The organism is Streptomyces sp. NBC_01446 (genome assembly GCF_026340095.1).
Taxonomy (GTDB): Bacteria; Actinomycetota; Actinomycetes; order Streptomycetales; family Streptomycetaceae; genus Streptomyces; species Streptomyces aureus.
Map to the genome: position 1 here is coordinate 7738460 of NZ_JAPEPO010000001.1, position 21950 is coordinate 7760409.

The window sequence follows — 21950 nt, forward strand, 5'->3', positions numbered from 1 at the left end:
GCACCGCGACAGGCGAAAGCGCCCGCGGCGCAGTGCTGCCCCTCGCCAGGGAGCACCGGTCAGTTGTCCCCCGCCGCGCCGGATAGCGTTGCCGCAGCGGGGGAATCCGCGTCGTCCGTCAGTTTCTGGATACGGGCCAGTTCGGCGTCAGATGGGGTCGGCGAGGTGCCGCCCTCGTCCGCCGCTTCCCGTCCCGCGCTGCGCCGGTCATAGCTCCGTTTGCCTCCTCGGCACCCCGCGACCGCAGAGGTTCAGAGCAGTAGGCTGTCCGCGACGATGGCTTGCACGCGTCACAACAGCCGACCGGGCCGGACGGTCGCGGGGTCGACGTACAGCGAATCAGGTCGCTGGCCGGGGCGCGATCTCCTCGGCGGCACGGGCGAGGCATTCGACCCAGTCCTGGTGGTACCGGTAGAGCGCACCGGGGTTCTTCCGGCCGAGTTCCTCCAGGAAAAACTCTCCCTGCTGGGTTTCCTCGGTCAGGACGTGACAACCGTCGTCGGTAGGGGTGATGACCCAGCCGTGGTACGCGCTTGAGTCGGTGTTGTCGCCGTCGACCACCGTCGCCCACGAAAGCCGCCTGTAGGGCTCGCACTCCGTCACGGTGAGGCTCATGGGAAACCCAACCGTCAAGCGGCTGTACTCAGTTCCGAGCGCCAGTTCCGTCTCACCGCCCAGAATCCTGACCTGATCCTCCGGAGGGAAGTAGGCCGACCAGTTCTCGGCGTCGACGAGCAGCTTCCACACGACCTCCGCCGGCGCCTTCACGTCGATGTCGTTGAGCGCGTAGATCGCCGAGGCTTTCGGGTCGTACCGCTCCGGCCAGTTCACCTTCTCGAACATTGCCATTTCTCCTTCGTAATGTTGCTGGATTTCGAGGTCGTCCGCTGCTCACACGATCGTCACGTCACGACACGTCAGAGTCCGACCGGCGCGGCGAAGTGCTAGAACACGCCGCCGACCGGCTCGATGCCCATGTTCAAGAAGTCGCGTGCCCCCGACAGGTCCTCGCTCCACGGGTCGTGCCCGGCGTCCCGGATGAGCCGCTCGACGACCTCGCGGGCATCGTCGTCCGCGACGTACCAGTTGCTCGGCCGCACCCGCTGCTCGCTCGCCAATTTCCAGCAGCGCACCGAAATGCATATTGGCCACCGGACCTCGGGTGAAGTTCTTAACGTCCTAGTACTACAGCCGGTGGTTCACGTGACGTGACGATGGTTGGCTCGTTGCTCCGTTCGTGGGGTTGAAACTGTCGCTTGGTGTGGTGCGGACGGACGAGCTGGCCGAGGGCCAAGTGCGGGAGCTTGAGGGGGAGCTGGAGGCGTTGTGTGCCTCGGTAGACGATGTGTTTGCGCGTCCGGCCTCCCGGGAGAACCTGCGGGCGATGGTGCGTGGGCTGCTGAGCGAGGTGCCGCGCAAGAACCTGTGGCAGCTCGCGGAGGCGGCCGGCCACCCCAACCCGGACCGGCTGCAGGGCTTTTTGGCCAAGGCCGCGTGGGATGCGGACGAACTGCGCGACCGGGTCCGCGCCGTCGCGGTCGACGCCCTGGCCGACGACGACGCGGTGCTGATCGCGGACGAGACCGGCGACATCAAGAAGGGCACCAAGACCGCCGGTGTCCAGCGGCAGTACACCGGAACTGCGGGCAGGGTCGAGAATGCCCAGGTCAGCGTGCACCTGTCGTACGGATCCCGCCGGGGTCGCACTCTGATCGACGCCGAGCTCTACCTCGGCAGGAACTGGGCCGGCACCACCGTGGAGCACGAACGCCGCTGCGCCGAGCAGGGCATCCCGCCCGAACGCGCGAGCGCGGTGGTCACCAAACCGGAGCTGGCCCGGCGGATGCTGGAGCGCGCGCTGGCGGCCTCGGTGCCGTTCACCTACTTCCTGGCCGACGAGGCATACGGGCAGTGCCGGGCGCTGCGCGCCTGGCTGGAGGAACACCACGTCCGCTACGTGCTCGCCGTCCCGAAAGATGAGGTGCTGCCGCTGCCCGACGGGCGCACCCGGCAGGCCCGCGAGCTGTGGGCGCTGGTACCCGAGGACGCCTTCGAGCGCCGGCCCTGCGCGGACGGCGCCAAGGGCCCGCGCGAGTACGACTGGGCCACCGTCCAACTCGCCACCACTGAAGGGGACTTCGAGCGGCATCTGCTGATCCGCCGCTCGATCGTGCCCAACAAGAAGGACAAGAAGACCGGCGAACTCGTCCGGGAGATCGCCTACTTCCTGTGCCACACCCACCTGGACACAACCCTGGCCGAGATGGTCGTCGCCGCCGGACAGCGCTGGATGGTGGAGGAGTCGTTCCAGGTCGCCAAGGGACAGGTGGGGCTGGACGAGCACGAGGTACGCAAATGGTGCTCGTGGTACCGGCACACCACCGTGTGCATGCTCGCCATGGCCTTCCTCGTCACCGTCCGGAGCCGGCTCATACCCGCCCCACCGATGACTCCCGACCCCCGACCGTGAACGAGATCCGCCGCCTGTACGACCGGATCGTCCTCGCTCCCGCCCGCACCGCCCGGACCTGGCTGGCCATGCACTGGCACCGCTGGCGCACCCGCCACCAGACCCGAGCCCGAACCAGCCACTACCGCACCCGAACCGCCCGCGCTCACTCACCGTAAGACCACCGGCTGTAGTACTAGGCGTAAAACCCGAACTTGCCATGCCGAGAAGGGAAGCTGTTCGTCGCGTCGATCGCGACCTTCCCTTCGAGTCCGCCCACCTCGCCGAGCGCGGCCGAGATCTGGGCACGGGGAACAGCGACCAGCACGGCGTCCGCGTCTGACGCGTCGTCGCCGCCACGGCCCAATTCCTCGACGTCGTGTCCTGCTTCCTGCCGCAGCCGTGCCAGTCTGCCGCCGATCGTTCCTCGTCCGATCGTCATGACCTTCATCTCACTGCCCTTTCCTAATCAACCCATCGACATATCGAGACGAGCCCCACGCCGCGAAATCGCCCGTTCACTTCGCGCCGCGCTCCCGCCCGCTCGGCAGGAGTCCTACGTCGTTATCAGCGAGCCATATCGCCGAATTCTTCCCATCGGATCATTCATGCTTCAGGGGACTGCTATAGGATTCATGGATGCCTTCTCTCCGTGCGCTCGAATGTCTCGTCGCCGTCGCAGACACCGGATCCATCACCCAAGCCGCCTCATTGCTGCATTCCTCGCAGCCGGCGGTGTCCCATCAGATCGCCTCACTGGAGCGCGAGGCGCGGACGGCTCTGCTGCGCCGCGAGGCCCGGGGGGTCAGGCTCACCGCCGCGGGACGGGTTGCCGTCGCGGATGCCCGACGGGCGGTCGAGGCGGCGGCCGCCGCCGTGCGGTCCGCGCGGGCAGTGGGAGAAGCGGGCGGGGGATCGCTGCGGATCGGCTGTGCACAGAGTCTGACCGTTTCCCTGCTCGCCCCGGTGATCCGCGACTGGCACCGCCGCCACCCGGAGGTGACCATCACCCTTCGCGAGTTCACAGTCATGGACGAGGTACTGGGGATGGTCGAGTCCGACGAGGTCGACGTCGCGGTGGTATCGGACCCTCCGTCCGACCGGTTCAGAGTTACCGCCGTCGCCGAGGAGGAGATCGTGCTGGCCGCGCCCACTGGACATCCGCTGACGCAGCTGGCCGCCTTGCGCATCCGGGACCTCGACGGCGCGTCGCTCGTGCACTTCACAGCGGACAACGGCCTCGGCGCATGGCTCGACCAGTCCTTCGCCCGTGCCGGAGTCCATCTGGAGGCGGTGATGAGGACGTCCGTCTCGGCCGCGGCGCCCCAACTCGCCGCCGCAGGGCTGGGTATCGCCGTGTGCCCGGTCAGCGCGGTCAGCGCGGGCTTCCCCGGCGTGGTCCGGTCGTTCTCTCCGAGGTGGACCAGACAGTTGGTGGCGGTGACCTCCGCCGGACCTGATCCGCTCGTCGCACGGTTCATCGCAGGACTGCGCGTTCACGGCGTGCGGGTACCGCGCAGCGTACGGACGCAACTCGCCGAAGTGGCCATGCCCGCCGAGGAGCAGCACCAGTCTTCGTAGGGCCTACGGGCACCGCGCAGAGATTCCGTGGCACGCCGCCAACTTCCGGGCGGCCGACCTGCACCCATCGACGTCTAGAGCGGGTGGGATCGAAATAATCGATGGGTCGTTGGCTTCACATCAGGAATCCCGAGGGGTGCGCGAAGGTTCGGCCTGTCATGACTAGTGAGTACACCGCATCTGAGACAACCCACGAGACGACCACCGAGACCCGCAGGTCGCCCATCGGGCTGTACGCGCTCGCTCTGGCGAGCTTCGCCCTCGGCCTGGCCGAGTTCGTGATCGCCGGCCTCCTACCAAATGTCGCGGACAATCTGTCGGTCAGCGACGGCAACGCGGGCGCCCTCGTGACGTCGTATGCGGTGGGCATCGTCGTGGGCGCCCTCGCCCTGACCACGGCTCTCAGCCGCATCCCGCCCAAGTCGGCCCTGATCTGGCTCGGTGTCGTGTTTGTCATCGGGAACCTCCTCTGCGCGCTGGGCCCGAACTTCGAGGTCGTCCTCTTGGGACGAATCCTTGCCGGTATGACCAACGGGGCGTTTCTCGGGACGGGCATAGTCGTCGCCGTCAGCCTGGTCGACGCGCAAAGCCAGGGCCGGGCCATCGCCGTCATGCTGGGTGGACTGACGTCGGCCAACGTCCTTGGGGTGCCGCTCGGCACCGTCCTCGGCCAGCAGTTCGGATGGCGGATCGTGTTGGGCGTCATCGTGGCTATTGCCGTCGTCGCGACCCTGGCCATCCTCGCGGTCGTCCCTCACGTGGCTTCCGCGCCCACGAGTTCCCTCGCCGATCTGCGGCATCTCCTCAACCGGCAGGCCCTCTTGTCGATGGCGGTCGCGACGCTCGGGTTCGGTGGCATGTTCGGCGCCTTCACCTATGTCGCACTGACGCTGACGAAGGTCTCGGGTTACTCCACGGGCGCCGTGCCCTGGCTGCTCGTACTCTTCGGCGTCGGGCTGGTTGTGGGCAACGTTCTGGGCGGCCGCTGGATCGACCGCGCACTGGACGCCACCGTGACGCTGGCACTCTTGGGCCTTCTGGCCGTGCAGATCCTCTTCGGGCTGCTCGCCGGCAATTCTGTCGTCGCGGCGATATCGCTGGGCCTCATGGGGATGTTCGGCTTCGCCGCTGCGCCCGGCTACCAGCACCGGGTGATGCGACACGCGCGCGCCGCCGGAGCGATCGCGTCCGGAGCCCCGATCGCGGCAGTGAACCTCGGCAACGCCCTCGGGTCGTGGATCGGCGGGCTCGTGATCACGGCCGGGCTCGGCTTCACCTCCCCCGTCTGGTTGGGCGCCGTGGCCACCGGACTCGCCCTTGTCCTTCTCGCGGTGGCCATCCGCGATGCGAGCACGGGTGCCTGACGAATGCGGACGCTGCTGGTGCGCCCCGACGGCTCGCACGAGGGCGGCTTCGGGCCCCATCCGGAGTATGTCGATGCTGGCCGCACCGCCACTCTGGAGATCGGCGAGCAGGTGTCACGGTGCGGAGCACCGCTGGCGCTTCTCGTCGAGTCGTCGGCTCCCGCACCGCGGATGATCGTGTTCGGCGCGATCGACTTCGCCCCCGCGCTCGTGCGGATGGGCAAGTTCCTCGGCTACCGAGTCTCGGTGTGCGACGCGCGGTCCGTCTTTGCGAGGACCGCACGGTTCTCGGAGGCCGCCGAGATCGTTGTCGAGTGGCCGCACAAGTATCTGGAATGGACCGAGGTAGACGGGCGGACCGTGCTGTGCGTCCTCACGCACGCCGTCAAGTTCGATCTGCCGCTGCTACGGCTGGCGCTGCGCCTCCCGGTCGCCTACATCGGCGCGATGGGCTCGCGCCGCACCCACCTGGGTGTGGCAGACCCCGCACGCCTGTACCTTCACCACCGCCTCGCCTTGCCCGGGGTCGGGGATCACGATGGTCTCGATGCCGACCGGCTCACCTTTCGCCCGGGCGACAACACCTCGTACTTGCTGGGATATTGCGGGGTTCCTTGCGCGTGCGGCACCGCTGGCGATGTGTGTGTACGTGTGGGGGGTTCAGGCCGCGGGGTGGACCCGTATCGGCAAGGACTCCCAGGCGCGCAATGTGTTGTTGGTGTGGCGGCGCGGGGTGTCCGTCAGCTCGAACGACTCCACGCGGCGGGCCAGGGAGGTCAGCAGCGCCTCCGCCTCCAGGCGGGCGACGTGCTGGCCGACGCACTGGTGGATGCCCATGCCGAAGCCGACATGCCCGGACGGGTCGCGGGTGAGGTCGAAGCGGTCGGCGTCGTGCCAGCGGTCCGGGTCGCGGTTGGCGGCGCCCAGGAACATGAGGATCTTCGTGCCCTCGGGGATCGTGGTTCCGGCCACGTCGACGTCGGCGGTGGCGGTACGGAAGAACGTCTGCACCGGGGACTGCCAGCGCACCGCCTCGTCGAAGGCGGTACGGGCCAACTCGGGTCGCTCGCACAGTCGTTGCCATTCCTCGGGGTGCGTGGCAAACGCGTACAGGCACGCGGACAGGCCGTGCACGGTGGTGTCGACGCCCGCGGTCAGTAGCGACCGCACCACCAACGGGGCCTGTTCGTGCGTGAGTTCACCCCGGTCGGCGGCGGCCCAGATTGCGGCGCCGAATCCGTCCTCGGTGAGTGCGGCACGCTCGCACTGGGTGTTGACCCATGCCCCCAGTGCAGCCGCGCGGTGCGCATCGGCGGCGACCAGGTCGTTACGGGGACCGAATGCGTTGAAGGCCATGTTGCCGTACGGCAGGAGGTTCTCCCGGCCCTCGGGCCCAAGGCCCACGGCGTCCGGGAAGGCGCGCAGGGGGAATGCCTCCGCCAAGGCAGGAAGCGCGTCGAACTCCGTGGCATCGCCCAGTACTTGGTCGACGAGTTCCTCCGCCGCGGCGGACCAGGTGTCGCGCAGGCGGCGCAGCGCGGGCGGGGCGAGGATCTCCCGCAGTACGCCCCGCGGGGCATCGTGCCGGGGCGGGTCCGCCTCCAGAAGCAGGCTGGGCGCACGCCAGGGTTCCTCATGGCGGAAGTTGGCCAGGCCCACCCCAGAGCCCGACTCGAAGTGCTGCCAGTCCACCAGCGCGGCGTGCACCTGCTCGTAGCGGGCGAGCGCGTGGACGTCGTAGCGGGAGAGGTGCACGACGGGGCCTGCCTCGCGCAGCGCCTGGTGGAGCGGCTCGGGGTTGAGCAGGTTCTGGTGGGCGAACGGGTCGGCGTCGCTGACGGGTGGTGTCAGGGCATGCACGGGTGCTTCGGTCATGGCGGCTCCGCAAGAACGAAGGGAGGGGGGACAAGGAAGGGGGAGATGTGGTGGATGGGGCTCAGAGGTCGAGGACGAGACGGTCGCCGCAGGCGCGCGACACGCAGACGAACATGCAGTCGTTCGCGGCCCGTTGGTGATCCGTGAGGATCGAGTCCCGGTGGTCGGGACGTCCCTCGACGACGGGCGTCAGGCAGGTGCCGCACGTCCCCTGTTCGCAGGACGACAGCACGTCCACACCGGCCCCGCGCACCGCTTCCAGTACGGAGACCCCGGGGGAGACAGTCACGGCACGTCCGCTGCGCCGCAACTCGACCTCGAACGGGGTGGCGCGTAGCGGCTCGGCCTGGTCGGTCCTCGCCGTGAACCGCTCGGTGCGCAGGCCGTACGGTCCCCAGGACGCGGCGGCCTGCTCCACCGCGGCAAGGAGCGGAGCAGGACCGCAGCAGTACACCTTGGTATCCGCGTTCGGACCCTCCAGCCATGCGTTCAGGTCCAGGAGGCCGCACTCGTCCTGCGGCACGATGTGCACCCGCTCGCCGTACGCCGCCGCCAACTCCTCGCGGAAGGCCATGGAGGCCCGGGTCCGGCCCCCGTACAACAACTGCCACTCTGTGGCCAGGAGTTCGGCCTGGCGCACCATCGGCAGCAGCGGTGTGATGCCGATGCCACCCGCGATGAAGAGGTATTTCTCCGACGGCACCAGGGGAAAGTTGTTCCGCGGACCTCCCACGCCGACACGGTCACCCGGCCGCAGCCGATCGTGTACGTACGCGGATCCGCCCCGGCCCGCCGGTTCCCGTAGCACCGCGACCCGGTAGGTGTGCGCGTCCCACCGGTCCCCGCACAACGAGTACTGCCGGGTCGTCCCGTCCGGCAGGATCAGATCGATGTGTGAGCCCGGTGTCCAGTCCGGCAGCCTGCCGCCGTTCGGGTGGGTGAGCGTGAGAGACACGACACCCTCAGCCACCGTTTCCTTGGCGGCGACCGTCAAGGTCACCGCGCTGCTCGACCCTGTCCGCCGCGGGTCGGTGCTCGTCGCACCCTCCGCAACCACGCTGGTTCCGACCACGTTGTCGCCTCCCGTCGTTGGGTTGCAGGAAGGATGCGTGGCCGGCGACGACGGGCGCGACGCCATTCTCAATGAGTGAGAGAGGAACTCCAGGTCGGACGCAAGGGCGCTCCCAGCGCATGGGAGATGCCGCGCGCGGCGGTCCTTACCACCGGCACGACGGAAGTGGCACCGTCCTCGTTCGGCACGATCACCGACAGCGTCGCCACCACCGTGCCGCCGCTGTCCCGTACGGGGGCTGCGATGCCGAATGCATCGGGGTGCACATATCCGGGACAGCACGCGAACCCCTGTTGCCGGATGTCGGCGAGGATGGCGCGCAGCCGCGCAGGGGTGGTGGGCGTGTTCGAGGTGTAGCGGTGCAGTGGCTCCGAGAGCACTCGTTCCCGAAGGTCAGCAGGTCCGTGGGCGAGCAGGACGAGGCCGCTCGACGAGGCGTGCAACGGCAGCCGGCCCGCGATGCGGGTGTAGTTGATGACCGCGCCCGGCGCGCTGAGCCGCTCCAGGAACAGCACCTCGTCCCCGTCGAGGACGCCCAACTGCACATGGTGGCCCACCACATCGTGGACACCTTCCATAAAGGGCATCGCGGCGTCCCGCAGGGACACGGCGGGCGAGGCGCGCGTCACCAACTCCCACATACGCATGCCGATGCGCACCCGCCGGTCCCCGTCGCGGGCGAGAAAGTCGTGCGAAACCAGCTCGGCGACGAGCCGCGACGCGGTGGCCACGTGCAGCCCGGTGCGCCGGGAGATCTCAGAGACGGTCAGGGCCGGTTCCTCGGGAGTGAACGCCTCGAAGATCCGCACCGCTCTGGCCAGGACCGACTCGCCGTTCTGTGTCCTCATCCTGCCATCATCGGAGTCGAGCCCAGCGGGTCAAGATCCCGGTGCGAGGCGTCGCTTCGGTCGCGATCGGTTTCGCGGTTGTGGCGAACAGCACGCGCAACGGTTCAAAACCGAGTCGTTCCCTGGCCCTGAACAGCGAGGACTTCGCAGGGACACGCCAGTTGCCCAGCAGCCCCAAGCCCCTTAAGCCCTCGACGAGATGGCGCATCCCTTCCAGATACGGGGCAGGTGAGAACAGGGCCAGCGCAGCACGAAGTACACCACCAACCTCACGGGAAGCAGCCGCTGACGTTGCTCGGCACGGCCGCACGCCGCCACCACCCGGTCCACCAAACCCGGCGGATACACCCAGGTCAACAGGCCAAGACCCGATAAGTCAGACACACTCGCAGTCACCTGAACCACCCCCAGGACGAACTGCCAAGCACAGTACGCCTACAGCAAAGGCAACGGCATTGCCTCTAAGCCTTGATTGGTGCGGCCGACCTGGCGGCCTGCTCGATCTTCGCGCAGTAGGCTGCGCGGGCTTCCTCGTCGATCTGCTTCTCGTGTTCGGCGCGCAGCCCGGTCCGGCCGTCGAGGCCCTCGCGCAGGATATCGGCGTGCCCGGCATGCCGGATGGACTCGCCGAGGACATGGACCATGATGGCGAACAGGTTCGTGTTGGGATGAGGCTCCGGCCACCACGGCACGTGGCCGGGGGCGTCGAGGGGAAGCTCGTTGATCGTCGCGTCCGAGTGTTGCCACGTGCGCCGGTAGAACCCGATGATCTGATCGCGGGTCTCGTCCTCGGTCGCCCACAGATCGCTGCCGTTGGAGTGGTCCTGCCACCGGGGCAGCGGTTCCGGGGAAGGGCGGTCGAAGACCTCGCCGAAGTACCTGGCCTCGACGCTGGCCACGTGTTTGACCAGGCCGAGGAGGTTGGTCCCGGTCGCTGTCAACGGTCGGCGGGCGTCGTATTCGGACAAGCCGTCGAGTTTCCAGAGCAGCGCCTCGCGGTCCCGCCGCAGTCTCCCGTGCAGGTTGTCCTTCGCGAATTCATCGATCATGCGGCATGAGCCTGCCATGGGCAGCTCGTGGTCTCAAAATCCCGTACGTGGTCCGCAACGACTGGCAGAGCCGAGGCCTGGCCATGGCCGCCGCCCCGACCTGCTACAAGAAGCTCGCGAAACTTGCCACGTGAGACAACCTCTTAAACCGTTGAACAAGATGCACGGACCAAGTTGCACGGTTGGGTGCAGAAGTGGTGGCTAAACGGCCTCCGACTGATACCGCCAGACGGCATGTTCCTGCCCGCCTTGTTCGTGCCCGAGAAGTATGGCGGCTTCCTCGTACACAGCTCGCAGTTGCTCGTAGCGGAGGCTCGGGATGCCGGCACCCACGGCGAAGGCGCGCAGATGTACTTCGACGGCGACCGGCGAACGGCCGACGGGTTGCCGATGTAGTCGATGCCTTTCGGTCCCACTCTGGGGCATCGACCTGGCTGACGGCGGATCCGCCCTGGGAGGGCCGCGGTGCAACAGCTCGACGCGTCAGCCGGATCCAGCGAGGCCCAACTGATGCCGAAGACCGGGGATTCGCCCGTGCGCTGCTGTTGGAGCTCGTAGCGGCAGTGCAGGCGTCGGTATCCGGTGGGCCAGGCGATGGTGCGTTCGAGCACAGGGGGAAACCGGCTCACTGCTGCGGGATCGCGCGGACGGGGTGCTTGCTCAGGATGGAGACCCGATTGAAGGCGTTGATGGTGATCGCCACCCAGATCACGGCAGAGATCTCGTCGTCGGTGAGGACTTCGCGGGCCGCGGCGTAGGCGTCCTCCTGTGCGACGGTGTTTGCGGGTTCGGTGGTCGCCTCCGCCAACGCGAGTGCCGCGCGTTCCCGCGCCGTGAAGAGTTCGGTGTCGCGCCAGGCAGCCAGCACGCCCAGGCGCAGGGCGGTCTCGCCCGCGCGCAGTGCGGCCCTGGTGTGCAAGCTGAGGCAGTAGGCGCAGCCGTTGATCTGTGACACGCGGAGGTTGATCAGTTCCACGAGGGTGCGGTTCAGTCCGGCCTCGGTGGCGACCGAGCGGGCCGCTTCGGCCGTCTCGACCAGTGCGTGGTAGGCCTTCGGGCTCTGCTTGTCAATGAAGACTCGCTGACTTGCAGGGTCTGCTGTCGTGTCACTCAACGTGGGCTCCTTGAGGGCCGCTCCCGGCCATCGATCATTATGTTGTTGCGTCGGCTCTACATACGGACGGGGTCCGGACGTTCTGACGAGGCGGAGCTGGTGGCGGCGCGGGCGGTCACGGCGTCAGCTCGGTGTCCAGCCACTGCAGGACTTCGGGGGTCACGGGGTCGGTTACGTCGGCGAACTCGGTGTGTTTCTTGAGGAACTTCGCCACGTAGGGGCAGACCGGCACGATGCGTTTCCCCGAGGCACGTACGTCGGTCAGGGCCTGCTGGACGAGGAGCGAGGCCAGGCCCTGACCGGCGAAGGCGTCGTAGATTTTGGTGTGGTAGAAAACGCGCTGGTCGCCGCGGTCGCGGTACGCGGTGAGGCCGGCGGTTTTGCCGTCGATCAGGATTTCGTACCTGTGCTTGGCGTCCACTCGCTGGACGGTCGAAGCGGCGGCGGGCTGTGTCATCGTGTGCCTTTCAGCGGTGCGTCGGGTTCTTGCGCGGTGCGATGGTGGCGTGCGGAAGAGCGGGTGCCGGAAGACGTGCGCCGTCGTAACCGTCGACCCCGCCGAAGCGGTCGGATGCGTTCTCCCAGGCTTCCCTGGCTTCGACGATGTCTTCGTGGCTGCGGCCGATGAAGTTCCACCACATGACGATGTGTTCCTCGAACGGCGTCCCGCCGAGCAAGACCGCCCGAGCGGGGGTGTCCGTCTCGTTCGTCAGCGTGAGTGTGTCGATTCCCGTGCCGAGGTAACCCAGTTCCGCCGGGCGCAGCAGCGTTCCGGTCATGCGGACATCTCCTTGGTCAACGAGCAGGCCGTGCTCGAAGGCGGCTTCCACCGGGAGCGTGGTCGTCGAGCGTGGCTCAAGGAGGAGTTCGGCACCGAGCAAGGGCGTGAAGGTCCGTACCGGCGAGGTGCCACCGGCGAGGGATCCCAGGAACACTCTGATCTCTGCCCCGCCCACCCGGACCGGGCGCGGGAGGTAGTGCCGGAAGTCACGGGCGGTGTGCCGGTGCTCCTCGGGAAGAGCCACCCACAGTTGGACACCGTGCAGGATCGTGGTGCGGGTGGTGGAGGCTTCCGAGTGGCTGATGCCGTACCCGCTCGTCATGAGGTTCAGCTCACCGGGCCGTACGAGCGCGTGGCTGCCGAGGCTGTCGCGGTGCTCGATCTCTCCGCTGAACAGCCAACTGACGGTCTGCAGGCCTGTGTGCGGATGGGGTGCGACGTCCATGCCGCCTGTGTCGGCCACGTTGTCGGGGCCGTAGTGGTCGACGAAGCACCAGGCCCCGATTAGCGTCCGGGCCCGCTGCGGAAGTGTACGCCGCACTGTCATCGCTCTCGGCCCGCCCAACGGGACGTCGCGCGCGGACAGCACGTTGACTTGCGGCAGGTCATGGTCCGCAATTGCGCAGCGCAGTTCGGCGGGATCTACTTCGACGTTGCTCATCCCACACCCCTCTCTCGATGATAATTGCAGATTAAACAATCGTGTCTGATGGTAAGCCCCTGCCTCACCAGGTGCGCGGAGCCCACCGGCAAGCGCGGACGATCAGTGCCTCTCAAAGTTCCGCGGCAGCCCGGATCGGCTGCCTCCGCAGACGATCACGCGGTCGAGCGGCGAGGGGCCGCCACCCAAAGCCGCCACACGGGGAGGGTCCATGAGGGTCATGGCCGCGGAGGAACTGCTGCCGGACTGCGGCCGAGGCCTGACGGCAGCCGGCCGAGGGGCAGGCCGGGTCAGTGGGCGGTGGCCCGGACGGCCTCCTCGATCTGGCCGATGACGCGTGCGGGGTGGGCCAGCATCACCAGGTGCGAGGAGTCGACCTCTCCGGTGGTCATGCCGGCCCGCTGGTAGCCGAAAACGCTCCACATCCGTGTTGATGGTGTGATCGGCCGTGGCGACCAGACCTCAGGAGGGCTGGGTGCTCCACGCCGCCTTCTCGCTGAAGGCCTGCGCGGCCAGCGGACGCTGGGAGACGGCAAGTACGGAAGCGAGGCGGGGATCGACGTCGGCGGCGAAGACGGACGGGAACTTGTCGATCTAGACTGTCATGTCGGTGCCGGGAGAGGGGGGAGCCCTCGATCGGGAAGGGGGTATAGGCGAGCGCGCCGGCGGGGTCGGAGTCGGAGAGGCCTCCCTGGAGCTCGACCAGGCTTTCGCCCTCCTCCAAGGCGTAGCCGCCAGGTAGACCAGCGCTGTGACGTTGTCCTCCACGCCGGCGACGGTGATGACGGCACCGCCGTAGGAGTGTCCGACCAGGACGACCGGGCCGGGTATCGGACGGACGATCGAGGCGACGTAGGCGGAGTCGCCGAGCAGGCTGCGGTTGGGTACCGCTGGGACCACCACGTTCAGGCCGCGGGCGATCAGTTCGAGGATGATGCGGGCGAAGCTGGACGCGTCGGCGAAGGCTCCGTGGACCAAGTCGACGGTCGGTTTGTCGGAACGGGACAAGGTACAACTTCCTGCTGATGCCGTGGTGCTCGGCTCTTGCGCGGCGGGAGGTGGGGGTCGGATTCGCTGCCGTGCTGGGGCAAGTAGCCCCCAGGAGACACGGACGGGTGGCCTTCAGGGCACAGCTTGCGTGGGCACGCTCCGTCCGGACGGCGGCTGCCTCGGGCGGAGGCTCCTCGCCGGGCCGGAGCGGTGCATACGGTGTCCGGGCCGGGCGATAAGCCCCGCCGGCTTGAGCACACTATGGGCGGCCGGTGAAGGTGCCTTGCCTGTCGGTGCACCGCCTGTGGTCCATCCGCGCCTTGAGGGGCGCGGGCGGGGGACGTGGAGGCCTGCGCAGCAGCGTGCTGGGACACGTCCCCGTCCTGGCACTTCCAGGCAAGAATCGGTGCGCTCGAGGACAACTGGCGGCGGGACCTTCGCTCTAGCGTGAGGACATCCCGGGCTGCGCATGCCGCGAATGCCCAGACGTTGGCCGCCAAAGGGGCGCCGTCCGACAGCGTCTTCCTCATTGGACGTGGTGAAGGAGACAGCGCACGGATACTTGTGAACGACATGAGTCAGTACGTCAGGAGCCGGCTTGTCCCGTACCAGTCCCCGCAAGTTCTCCCGTTCGGAGACCACACGGGCCGAGGCCTTCAGCGACGGTGTGTTCGCCATCGCCGTCACGCTTCTTGTCCTTAATCTCGCTGACCCTCCGCACAAACCGGACGGCCTTGGCCAGGCTCTGTTGGCTCAGTGGCCTGCCTACCTCGGCTACCTGGCGTCTTTCGGCTACGTTGCGGTGATCTGGCTCAACCATCACCAGGCCTTCGTCCGCATCAGGACCATGGATCGCGGGCTGCATGCCGCCAACCTGTTTCTGCTGCTCACCACGGGGTTGTTGTCCTTTCCGACCGCGGTGGTGGCGGACGCGCTGCAGGCAGATCCCATGGGTGCGGATGCGCGGGTGGCGGTCGCTCTGTATGCCGGCATCGCCGCAGCGATGTGCCTGAGCTGGGTGGCCTTCTACCAACAGATCTCCCGCCGGCCCGAGCTGCTGGACCCTGACGTGGAGGACACGTACGTACGGCACGGTCGGCTTCGTTCCTGGGCCGGTGCCCTCGCCTACACCATGGCCGGGCTTCTTGGGGCGCTCGTCGCACCGTTGCTGGCGATCGCCGTGTTCGTCCTGCTTCCCGTCTTCTACTTCATCACCAGCGAGGGTCTGCCCGGGGGGACGGTTCCGCCTGATGCCGGACATCGGGCCGACGAGACAGGTCGTGACGGTGCGGTCTGACGGGCGCTGTGACGTCGTGGGGTGTGGTGGGCTTGCGCGGCGCCGCCCACCGCGGAGCGTCTGGCGGTGGCCTCGTGAACAGGCTGTCCAGGCCGAGCCCGACCCCCGGCAGCGCATCCGCGTCTACCTCACCGGCGTCGGCACGGCCATGCGCCGTCATTCCCACGCCTTCTACGACGACATGGTCGGCTACGAACCGACGGCGCAGATCTACCGCAAGAACTCCGCCGCCGCGGCTCACCGGGTCTATGAACTGATCGAGGAGGGCGTGGAGAGCGGCGTCTTCCGTGCGCTCAACGGGCATTTCGCCGCCCAGGTCGTGGCAGTCACCATCGACGCGGTCCAGTCGGGAGTCCTCCTGGAGAGCACCGGCCTGACCGCCGGCGACGCCTTCTCCGAGCTCGGGGACCTCCTGCTGGACGGGCTCAGCTCGGGACAGGCCGCATCCGAGCCTCCTTCCGCAGCTGTCCGCTCGCCCAGGGATCAGGTTTCGGCGCCCAGGTAGAGCCCGGCGGAAGTGGTGCACCAGATCCACGATGGCCCGGTGCAGTGCTGTGCGTCTCCGGGCCATACAGCGCAACCCTTGCAAGCCCGTCGTCGCTGAGGCGCCCCCTCCAGCCTCTGAGGGCAACACACAGGACCTGCGAGGCCGCAGGTCCTGCCCCATGCCTGTCTGTCTGCCTGCTGTGCGGACGCGGGCATCGGCGAAGTGCTCCGCTGGGGCGGGTGCTCGGTCACTCGCCCCACCCCTCCCGGGCGCCCATGAAGCGAGGCGCCACTTCGAGGGCTCGGGGTACCTGTCAGTTCGCGGTCGCGGGAAACAGGCGTTCGACGGCCGCGACGATGGCAACTCGGCGCGCCGCCAGGAACGTGGCGCGACCCTCGTCGTCCGGGGGCAGCAGGTCAGGCTGCGCAGCCCAGGCGGTGGCGATCTGGTGGACGAAGATCAGGATGTCGACCGGGTCCCAGTGGGCGTCCAGCCGGCCGGCTGCCTGGGCCTCGCGGAGTTGCTCGATCTTGTGAGCCACTGATTCCCGGAAGGTGTCGTGAGGGAGGGAGTCGCCGGCGTCGAGTTCCAGCTGCCCCCAGCTCATGAGCCGGAAGCGGTCGGGGTGGTCGGTGAAGTAGTCATGGAGGCGGCCGGCGTAACCGGGCAGGTCGGTGGGGTCCATGCGGGTCGCTTCGGTCACGGCCGCCAGCTCCTGCGCGGAGACGAACCGGTAGAGGGCCACCTTGCTGGAGAAGTAGGCGTAGACGCGTTCCTTGCTGGTCTTGGCAGCCTTGGCGATGCGGTCGATCCGCGCCCCGGCGATCCCGTGCTGGGAGAACTCGGCCTTGGCGGCACTCACGATGCGGTCGCGGACCGAGTCTGCGTGGGTTGAGGCGCTCATGCTGCCACGCTACCCGACCAAACCGTTTGGTTTGCCGTTGGGTGATGGTCGGCGTAGGATTCAAACCGAACTGTTTGGTTTGATATGAGGAGATTCGCATGCAGCGCAGGGCACTCGGCACCCAGGGCCTGACCGTCTCGGCGATCGGCTACGGCTCGATGGGCCTGACCATGGCCTACGGCCCCGGTGACGAGGAGGCGGGCATCGCCGCCATCCGTCGCGCCCACGACCTGGGCGTCACCTTCTTCGACACCGCCGAGCTCTACGGCTTCGGCACCGGCTCCAACGAGATCCTGGTCGGCAAGGCGGTCAAGGACTTCCGCGACGAGGTGGTCCTGGCCACCAAGTTCGGCTTCGACCTGTCCGACCTGTCCCAGGGGTTCGGCCTCAACAGCCGCCCGGACAACATCCGCAAGGTCGCCGACAACAGCCTGCGCTACTTGGGCGTCGACCAGATCGACGTCTTCTACCAGCACCGGGTCGACCCGGACGTGCCGATCGAGGACGTCGCGGGGACGGTGAAGGAGCTGATCGACGCGGGCAAGGTGAAGTACTTCGGCCTGAGCGAGGCGGGCCCGGAGACGATCCGCAAGGCACACGCCGTCCAGCCGGTCTCGGTCCTGCAGACCGAGTACTCGCTCTTCGAACGCGACGTCGAGCAGCTCTTCCCGCTCCTGAAGGAGCTCGGCATCGGCTTCGTCCCCTATTCGCCCCTCGGCCGCGGCTTCATCACCGGTACCGCGAAGCCCGCGGGACAGTACGACGCCACCGACCTGCGCAACACCGACCCGCGCTGGCAGCCCGGCAACTTCGAGAAGAACGTCGAAGCCGTGGACCGACTCGGCGACCTGGCCGCGACCAAGGGCATCACCGTCTCCCAGCTCGCCCTGGCCTGGCTGCTCGCCCAGGGCGAGCACATCGTCCCGATCCCGGGCACCCGGAGCGCAGCCCGCATGGAGGAGAACGCCCACGCGGCCGACGTCGCCCTCACCGAGGCCGATCTCGCCGCGATCCACGAGATACTCCCGAACGGCGGATTCGGCGCCCGCTACGCCGAAGAGCATGCCCCCACCTGGGTCTGACCTCACCCCGAGCGGACCTCCGAATCAACCACCGGTCACGCCGCATGAACATCCGGAGCCCGGGCGCCGTCACGGGTGGGTCGTGGCGCCGCGGGTCGCGAAGGCGGTCGGGGTGAGACCGGTGCGGTCGCGGAAGAAGCGGCCGAAGTTCGCGGGGTCGGTAAAGCCGAGGTGGGCGGCGACGGACCTGGCGTCCCACTGGGCAGCTCCCAGCAGGCGCCGGGCTTCGAGGAGGCGCCGCTCGTCGATGAGTTCGCGCACCCCCTTGCCGGTGGCGTCCCGGGCGGCGCGGCTGAGGGTGCGGACCGAACAGCCGAGCAGCTCGGCGTAGTCCGCGGCCCGGTGCAGTTCGCGGAAGTGCAGCTCCAGGGCGTCCACGAACCGTCCATACGTGTCACCACGGCCCGCGCGGACCATCGCCGCGCCGGTGGGTGCGACGCCCGGGGAGCTGGCCAGGCGCAGCAGCAGCGATTCGAGCAGGCTGCGCCGCAGGGCGTGGTGGACATCGAGGGGGCGGCGTCCGAGTGCGCGGTGTTCGTCCAGGAGCTGGAGCGCCGTCTGCCGGAGCCAGGCCACGTCGTCGGGCTGCGGGCTCAGCACGGCAGGGGCCTCGTGCGCGGTGAGCGGGGCCAGGAGGCGGGCGATGTCGGGCCTGAGCACGTCCGGTTCGAACAGGATGAACGGGCCGCGGGCGGAGCCGGGCGGATGCCAGCACAGCGTGTGCCCGGGACGCACCCACAGCCACTGGCCGGCGGCGACGGTCCGCGTGACGTGGTCGACGTCGTGCCGCAGCTCACCCTCGGTGACCGCGATGAGGTAGTGGAAGGTGGCGCGGCCAGGGCGGGGCGGGTTCCACGGCCAGTCGTCGTGCTCGGCGAAGAAGTCCTCGACGGTACTCACTTCGAGCCCGTACGGGGTACCGACCGGGGGCTGGAAACCGTACAAGGGAAAGGCAGCGGGTCCGGGCTGTCCGCTCGGAGTGGGCTGTCGCTTGTCGACCATCACGTGTCCGCAGCCTACTGCCCTTTTTGCCGGCTCCGAGGGAAGGATGGGACGTGCCGCCGCGACCAACGCCTGAGGAAGGCAACGCCCCATGAACGGAACGACCCTGCACAAGACCGCCGCTGACTGCACAGAGGAACTCCCCGGGGCCCAGCTGGAGCACCCCTTCGGCGACGACTGGGAAGTCTTCAAGGTACGCGGCAAGGTGTTCATGCTGATGACCGAGGTCCCTGGGCGTCCCGTCGTGATCCTCAAGGCCGACCCCGCTGAAGCGCTCGCTCTGCGGGAGCAGTACAGCCACATCACCCCCGGCTACCACATGAACAAGAGACACTGGATCACGCTGGAGGGCGGGGAAGGCGTCGACAAGGAGCTCGTCAGGGAACTCGTCACCGACTCCTACCGGCTCGTGCTCGCTCACCTGCCCAAGGCCGAGCGGCCCGTCGACCCGCACACCTACGGCAGCGGCACGCGGGCGGCCCGGTGAGCGCGGCCGGTGACCGGCTCCAGGACACCGCCCGCCAGGCGGCCCTGGCCCTGCCCGGCGTCAGCCACGGACGCCCCTTCACCCCCGGACTCGACGTGTACAAGGTCGTGGGCAAGGTGTTCCTGATCGTCACCGACGACCCGGACGAGCAGATCGTCACGGTCAAGTGCGAACCCGAACACGCCCGCGGGCGCGTGCACAGCTACGCCTCGATCACACCGGGCCGCTACCTCGACAAACGGCACTGGATCTCGCTCGGGCCGGGACCCGGCATCACCAAGCGGCTGATCACCGACGCTGTCGAGGATTCCTACGACCTGGCCGTCGAGCGGCTGCCCCGGCGCGACCGCCCCCGTGCCCGATGAGCACCGCAAGCGCGCCCACGAGCGGCTGAGCTCCTGCCTGTCAGTGTCCCGTGCAAGGCTCGTCATGTCCGCACACATCCGCCTGCGATGCGAGAGACCGATGGAACCGACCGACGCCACCCTGCCGCTCTTCGACGAGGAGCCCGCCCGGCCTCTCGCCGACCGCCTGCGCCCCGCCAGGCTGGAAGAGGTCGTCGGGCAGGACCACCTCCTGGCCCCCGACGCCCCGCTGGGCCGCATGGTCGCCCAGCAACGCCTCGGCTCCGCCATCCTGTGGGGCCCTCCCGGCGTCGGGAAAACGACCATCGCCCGGCTCCTCGCGGACGGCAGCAACCTGGCCTTCGAACCGGTGTCGGCCACCTTCTCCGGCGTGGCCGACCTGCGCAAGGTCTTCGCCGCCGCCCGCAGCCGGCGCACCATCGGCCAGGGCACCCTGCTGTTCGTCGACGAGATCCACCGCTTCAACCGCGCCCAGCAGGACAGCTTCCTTCCCTACGTCGAGGACGGCACGATCACCCTGATCGGCGCCACCACGGAGAACCCGAGCTTCGAACTCAACGGCGCCCTCCTCTCCCGCACCCAGGTCCTCGTCCTCAAACGCCTCGACGAAGCCGCCCTGGCCACACTCCTCGACCGCGCCGAGCAGCTCACCGGCCACCTCCTGCCTCTCGACGACGACGCTCGCCGCGCCCTGATCGCCATGGCTGACGGCGACGGTCGCTACCTCCTCAACATGGCCGAACAGCTCCAGGCCCTCCCGGACACCGGCGCGCCCCTGGACACCGCCGCGCTCGCCCACCACATCCAGCAGCGCGCCCCGCTGTACGACAAGGCGCAGGAGGGCCACTACAACCTGATCTCGGCGCTCCACAAGTCGATGCGCGGCTCCGACCCGGACGCGGCCCTGTACTGGCTCGCCCGCATGCTCGACGGCGGCGAGGACCCCCTGTTCGTGGCCCGCCGACTCGTCCGCTTCGCGAGCGAGGACATCGGCATCGCCGACCCGCACGCCATCCAGCAGGCCCTCGCCGCCTGGGACGTGTACGAGCGACTCGGCTCCCCCGAGGGCGAGTTGGCGATCGCCCAGGCCGTCGTCTACCTCGCCACCGCACCCAAGTCCATCGCCGTCTACCGCGGTCTCAACGCCGCGCACCGTGCCGCCCGCCGCACCGGCTCGCTCATGCCGCCCGCCCATATCCTCAACGCCCCCACCCGGCTGATGAAGGACATCGGCTACGGCAAGGACTACCAGTACGACCCCGACACCACCGACGGCTTCTCCGGCGCCGACTACTTCCCCGAGGACATGGACCGCGAGACGTACTACCGGCCCACCCGCAACGGCTACGAGTCCCAGATCAGCGAACGACTGCGCCACTGGGCCGCCCTGCGTGCCCGCCGCCAAAGTGGCTGACCCGCCAACGCCCAGGGCGGATTCCCCAGCCGGACTGCTCTGGGGACCAGAGCTCCGCCGGTCGATGGACGCAGTACGGGCGGGTTGATGCCATGAGCCACCCCAGCAGGGCGTACCGGTTTGCGTACCGGTTTTTGGGGTCTGCGGTTGCGAGTTGGTCACGTTGGACCCGGTACGCAAACCGGTACGCGTTTCCCCACGCCCCTTCTGTGACGCCCGCCCCAACGCGAACCGGTTCTCGATAGGCCCGGGAGCCTTCACCCAACGTGTCCAACTCTGGGACTGCGCAGCGGGCGAGGGCCGAGGGCGCACCTTCGTTTTATGAGGCTGCGCAATGTGGTGCGCAGCCTCCTCACGACCCGGTGCGCAGTGACCGGTGCTGGCGCCGGTGCCCGGGGTACGGCCCACGACTGCGCAGCGCCCCACGGAACCCGTACTCGTGGTGCAGTGCGCAGGTGCTCGGGCTCGCTGCGCACCGCGGTTCCAGGGGTTGCGCAGCACGCCCGCCCCGGCCCCGGCTGCGCACTGCCAATTGAGGCGCGTTGCACTGGGCACTGCGCAACCCGTACCTGTCGACTGCGAGAGGCCCGAACGCCCTTGCGGCCCCGCGTACCAAAACGGTGTACCAGTACCTGAGCGCCCCGTTGCGTCCTGCTGGCCATGGGTACGTCTGACAGGCTGTGACCTGGGCGCTCTGTAGACCGGTACGCGTTTCGGTACGCGCTTCTCCGCCCGCAAATGCGTACCGGTCGCCGGATTGCAGCGGGCGCGGCAGTCGCCGCGGCGCCCTCAAAGCCGGGTGACGCCGAATCGGCCGAGGCGTCCGGTACGCGTTGGGAAACCAAACGCGTACCGGTGCGGGGAGTGCGCAGTTGCCGCGAAAGAGCACCGGCGTGCTGCGCAACCTCCGCTGCGCACCCTGACTGCGCATCCTGGATCCCCGCTGCGCAGCGTCCCCGACCGCCGCTGCGCAGCGGCGGTCGGGGACGCTGCGCAACCACCCGCGAGCCGGTGCGCAGGCGCCGACAGGCGGGTGCGCAACCGGTGCGCAGTGAGGTCCGGCGGCGCGGTGCAACGAAACGCGTACCGATCTGCGTACCGGCTGGCTGTGACGGACTGTGACTCAGT

Annotated in this window: 27 protein-coding genes and 3 pseudogenes; 14 read left to right on the forward strand and 16 right to left on the reverse strand. The window is 68.5% G+C overall.

Features of this window, described 5'->3' with window-relative positions; translation table 11 throughout:
- Nucleotides 1–339: 339 nt before the first annotated feature.
- Both OG456_RS34935 and OG456_RS34940 read right to left on the reverse strand, forming a co-directional pair.
- Nucleotides 340–843 (reverse strand): SRPBCC domain-containing protein, encoded by a 504-nt coding sequence (locus OG456_RS34935; RefSeq protein WP_266568095.1) that lies wholly within the window; start codon nt 841–843, stop codon nt 340–342.
- A 101-nt stretch (nt 844–944) separates the two neighbouring features.
- Complete coding sequence (locus OG456_RS34940; RefSeq protein WP_266568097.1) at nt 945–1118, reverse strand: hypothetical protein; 174 nt, start codon at nt 1116–1118, stop codon at nt 945–947.
- A gap of 119 nt (nt 1119–1237) precedes the next feature.
- Here OG456_RS34940 and OG456_RS34945 point away from each other — a divergent pair, with 119 nt between their 5' ends.
- Both OG456_RS34945 and OG456_RS34950 read left to right on the forward strand, forming a co-directional pair.
- The gene (locus tag OG456_RS34945; protein WP_266556846.1) at nt 1238–2470 is read left to right on the forward strand and encodes an IS701 family transposase; all 1233 of its coding nucleotides are present in this window, start codon (nt 1238–1240) and stop codon (nt 2468–2470) included.
- Nucleotides 2467–2628, forward strand: a complete 162-nt coding sequence (locus OG456_RS34950; RefSeq protein WP_164324575.1) for a hypothetical protein — start codon at nt 2467–2469, stop codon at nt 2626–2628. Before OG456_RS34945 ends, OG456_RS34950 begins: the two co-directional genes overlap by 4 nt.
- Nucleotides 2629–2645: 17 nt before the next feature.
- Here the strand turns inward: OG456_RS34950 and OG456_RS34955 are convergent, their stop codons facing one another.
- Nucleotides 2646–2900, reverse strand: a complete 255-nt coding sequence (locus tag OG456_RS34955) for a hypothetical protein (protein ID WP_266568099.1) — start codon at nt 2898–2900, stop codon at nt 2646–2648.
- Between the two features lie 188 nt (nt 2901–3088).
- Between OG456_RS34955 and OG456_RS34960 the strand changes: the two genes are divergently transcribed.
- The 3 genes and pseudogenes from OG456_RS34960 to OG456_RS34970 all read left to right on the forward strand — a co-directional run.
- Nucleotides 3089–4030, forward strand: a complete 942-nt coding sequence (locus OG456_RS34960) for a LysR family transcriptional regulator (protein ID WP_266568101.1) — start codon at nt 3089–3091, stop codon at nt 4028–4030.
- Between the two features lie 158 nt (nt 4031–4188).
- A complete protein-coding gene (locus tag OG456_RS34965; RefSeq protein WP_266568103.1) occupies nt 4189–5394 on the forward strand; it encodes an MFS transporter in 1206 nt (401 codons plus the stop codon).
- Nucleotides 5395–5865, forward strand: a pseudogene (locus OG456_RS34970) (XdhC family protein); the annotation flags it as partial.
- Here OG456_RS34970 and OG456_RS34975 read toward each other — a convergent pair.
- From OG456_RS34975 to OG456_RS34985, 3 genes and pseudogenes are all read right to left on the reverse strand, one after another.
- Nucleotides 5860–5997 (reverse strand): annotated as a pseudogene (locus OG456_RS34975) (S-(hydroxymethyl)mycothiol dehydrogenase); the annotation flags it as partial. The pseudogenes OG456_RS34970 and OG456_RS34975 sit on opposite strands and share 6 nt — an antisense overlap.
- Nucleotides 5998–6054: 57 nt before the next feature.
- Nucleotides 6055–7269: a cytochrome P450 gene (locus OG456_RS34980; protein ID WP_266568105.1), complete on the reverse strand. Its 1215-nt coding sequence runs from the start codon at nt 7267–7269 to the stop codon at nt 6055–6057.
- A gap of 61 nt (nt 7270–7330) precedes the next feature.
- The gene (locus tag OG456_RS34985; protein WP_266568107.1) at nt 7331–8239 is read right to left on the reverse strand and encodes a PDR/VanB family oxidoreductase; all 909 of its coding nucleotides are present in this window, start codon (nt 8237–8239) and stop codon (nt 7331–7333) included.
- Between the two features lie 7 nt (nt 8240–8246).
- On the opposite strand from OG456_RS34985, the gene OG456_RS34990 reads away from it, so the two are divergent.
- Nucleotides 8247–8420, forward strand: a complete 174-nt coding sequence (locus OG456_RS34990; protein ID WP_266568109.1) for a hypothetical protein — start codon at nt 8247–8249, stop codon at nt 8418–8420.
- Here OG456_RS34990 and OG456_RS34995 read toward each other — a convergent pair.
- The 3 genes and pseudogenes from OG456_RS34995 to OG456_RS35000 form a co-directional block, all read right to left on the reverse strand.
- Nucleotides 8410–9189: an IclR family transcriptional regulator gene (locus OG456_RS34995; protein WP_266568111.1), complete on the reverse strand. Its 780-nt coding sequence runs from the start codon at nt 9187–9189 to the stop codon at nt 8410–8412. The two genes, OG456_RS34990 and OG456_RS34995, sit on opposite strands and share 11 nt — an antisense overlap.
- A gap of 7 nt (nt 9190–9196) precedes the next feature.
- Nucleotides 9197–9594 (reverse strand): annotated as a pseudogene (locus OG456_RS50875) (transposase domain-containing protein).
- Between the two features lie 56 nt (nt 9595–9650).
- Nucleotides 9651–10238, reverse strand: a complete 588-nt coding sequence (locus OG456_RS35000; RefSeq protein ID WP_266568113.1) for a DinB family protein — start codon at nt 10236–10238, stop codon at nt 9651–9653.
- A 5-nt stretch (nt 10239–10243) separates the two neighbouring features.
- Here OG456_RS35000 and OG456_RS35005 point away from each other — a divergent pair, with 5 nt between their 5' ends.
- Nucleotides 10244–10372, forward strand: coding sequence for a hypothetical protein (locus OG456_RS35005; RefSeq protein ID WP_266568115.1), 129 nt, complete (start codon nt 10244–10246; stop codon nt 10370–10372).
- A 100-nt stretch (nt 10373–10472) separates the two neighbouring features.
- Nucleotides 10473–10634 carry a hypothetical protein gene (locus OG456_RS35010; protein WP_266568117.1) on the forward strand — a complete coding sequence of 54 codons (162 nt, stop codon included), beginning with the start codon at nt 10473–10475 and terminating at the stop codon, nt 10632–10634.
- A gap of 229 nt (nt 10635–10863) precedes the next feature.
- On the opposite strand, the gene OG456_RS35015 is transcribed toward OG456_RS35010, so the two are convergent.
- From OG456_RS35015 to OG456_RS35035, 5 genes are all read right to left on the reverse strand, one after another.
- Entirely contained in the window at nt 10864–11352 is a 489-nt protein-coding gene (locus OG456_RS35015; protein WP_266568119.1) for a carboxymuconolactone decarboxylase family protein, read from the reverse strand.
- A 115-nt stretch (nt 11353–11467) separates the two neighbouring features.
- On the reverse strand, nt 11468–11809 hold the full coding sequence (locus tag OG456_RS35020) for a GNAT family N-acetyltransferase (RefSeq protein ID WP_266568121.1): 342 nt from the start codon (nt 11807–11809) through the stop codon (nt 11468–11470).
- Between the two features lie 10 nt (nt 11810–11819).
- The gene (locus tag OG456_RS35025; RefSeq protein ID WP_266568123.1) at nt 11820–12794 is read right to left on the reverse strand and encodes a pirin family protein; all 975 of its coding nucleotides are present in this window, start codon (nt 12792–12794) and stop codon (nt 11820–11822) included.
- Between the two features lie 290 nt (nt 12795–13084).
- Complete coding sequence (locus tag OG456_RS35030) at nt 13085–13219, reverse strand: hypothetical protein (RefSeq protein ID WP_266568125.1); 135 nt, start codon at nt 13217–13219, stop codon at nt 13085–13087.
- Nucleotides 13220–13388: 169 nt separating this feature from the next.
- A complete protein-coding gene (locus OG456_RS35035) occupies nt 13389–13802 on the reverse strand; it encodes an alpha/beta fold hydrolase (RefSeq protein ID WP_266568127.1) in 414 nt (137 codons plus the stop codon).
- Nucleotides 13803–14382: 580 nt separating this feature from the next.
- On the opposite strand from OG456_RS35035, the gene OG456_RS35040 reads away from it, so the two are divergent.
- Both OG456_RS35040 and OG456_RS35045 read left to right on the forward strand, forming a co-directional pair.
- A complete protein-coding gene (locus OG456_RS35040) occupies nt 14383–15081 on the forward strand; it encodes a TMEM175 family protein (protein ID WP_266568129.1) in 699 nt (232 codons plus the stop codon).
- A gap of 148 nt (nt 15082–15229) precedes the next feature.
- The gene (locus OG456_RS35045; protein WP_266568131.1) at nt 15230–15586 is read left to right on the forward strand and encodes a hypothetical protein; all 357 of its coding nucleotides are present in this window, start codon (nt 15230–15232) and stop codon (nt 15584–15586) included.
- Between the two features lie 295 nt (nt 15587–15881).
- Here the strand turns inward: OG456_RS35045 and OG456_RS35050 are convergent, their stop codons facing one another.
- On the reverse strand, nt 15882–16472 hold the full coding sequence (locus tag OG456_RS35050) for a TetR family transcriptional regulator (RefSeq protein WP_266568133.1): 591 nt from the start codon (nt 16470–16472) through the stop codon (nt 15882–15884).
- 98 nt (nt 16473–16570) lie between these two features.
- On the opposite strand from OG456_RS35050, the gene OG456_RS35055 reads away from it, so the two are divergent.
- Nucleotides 16571–17554 (forward strand): aldo/keto reductase, encoded by a 984-nt coding sequence (locus tag OG456_RS35055; RefSeq protein ID WP_266568135.1) that lies wholly within the window; start codon nt 16571–16573, stop codon nt 17552–17554.
- A 69-nt stretch (nt 17555–17623) separates the two neighbouring features.
- Here the strand turns inward: OG456_RS35055 and OG456_RS35060 are convergent, their stop codons facing one another.
- A complete protein-coding gene (locus OG456_RS35060) occupies nt 17624–18454 on the reverse strand; it encodes an AraC family transcriptional regulator (protein WP_266568137.1) in 831 nt (276 codons plus the stop codon).
- Between the two features lie 193 nt (nt 18455–18647).
- On the opposite strand from OG456_RS35060, the gene OG456_RS35065 reads away from it, so the two are divergent.
- The 3 genes from OG456_RS35065 (at nt 18648) to OG456_RS35075 (ending at nt 20822) form a co-directional block, all read left to right on the forward strand.
- Complete coding sequence (locus tag OG456_RS35065; RefSeq protein WP_266568139.1) at nt 18648–19043, forward strand: MmcQ/YjbR family DNA-binding protein; 396 nt, start codon at nt 18648–18650, stop codon at nt 19041–19043.
- Nucleotides 19040–19408 (forward strand): MmcQ/YjbR family DNA-binding protein, encoded by a 369-nt coding sequence (locus tag OG456_RS35070; RefSeq protein ID WP_266568141.1) that lies wholly within the window; start codon nt 19040–19042, stop codon nt 19406–19408. The genes OG456_RS35065 and OG456_RS35070 overlap by 4 nt, the downstream gene beginning before the upstream one ends.
- A 100-nt stretch (nt 19409–19508) precedes the next feature.
- Nucleotides 19509–20822 carry a replication-associated recombination protein A gene (locus tag OG456_RS35075; RefSeq protein WP_266568145.1) on the forward strand — a complete coding sequence of 438 codons (1314 nt, stop codon included), beginning with the start codon at nt 19509–19511 and terminating at the stop codon, nt 20820–20822.
- The last annotated feature ends 1128 nt before the right edge of the window (nt 20823–21950 follow it).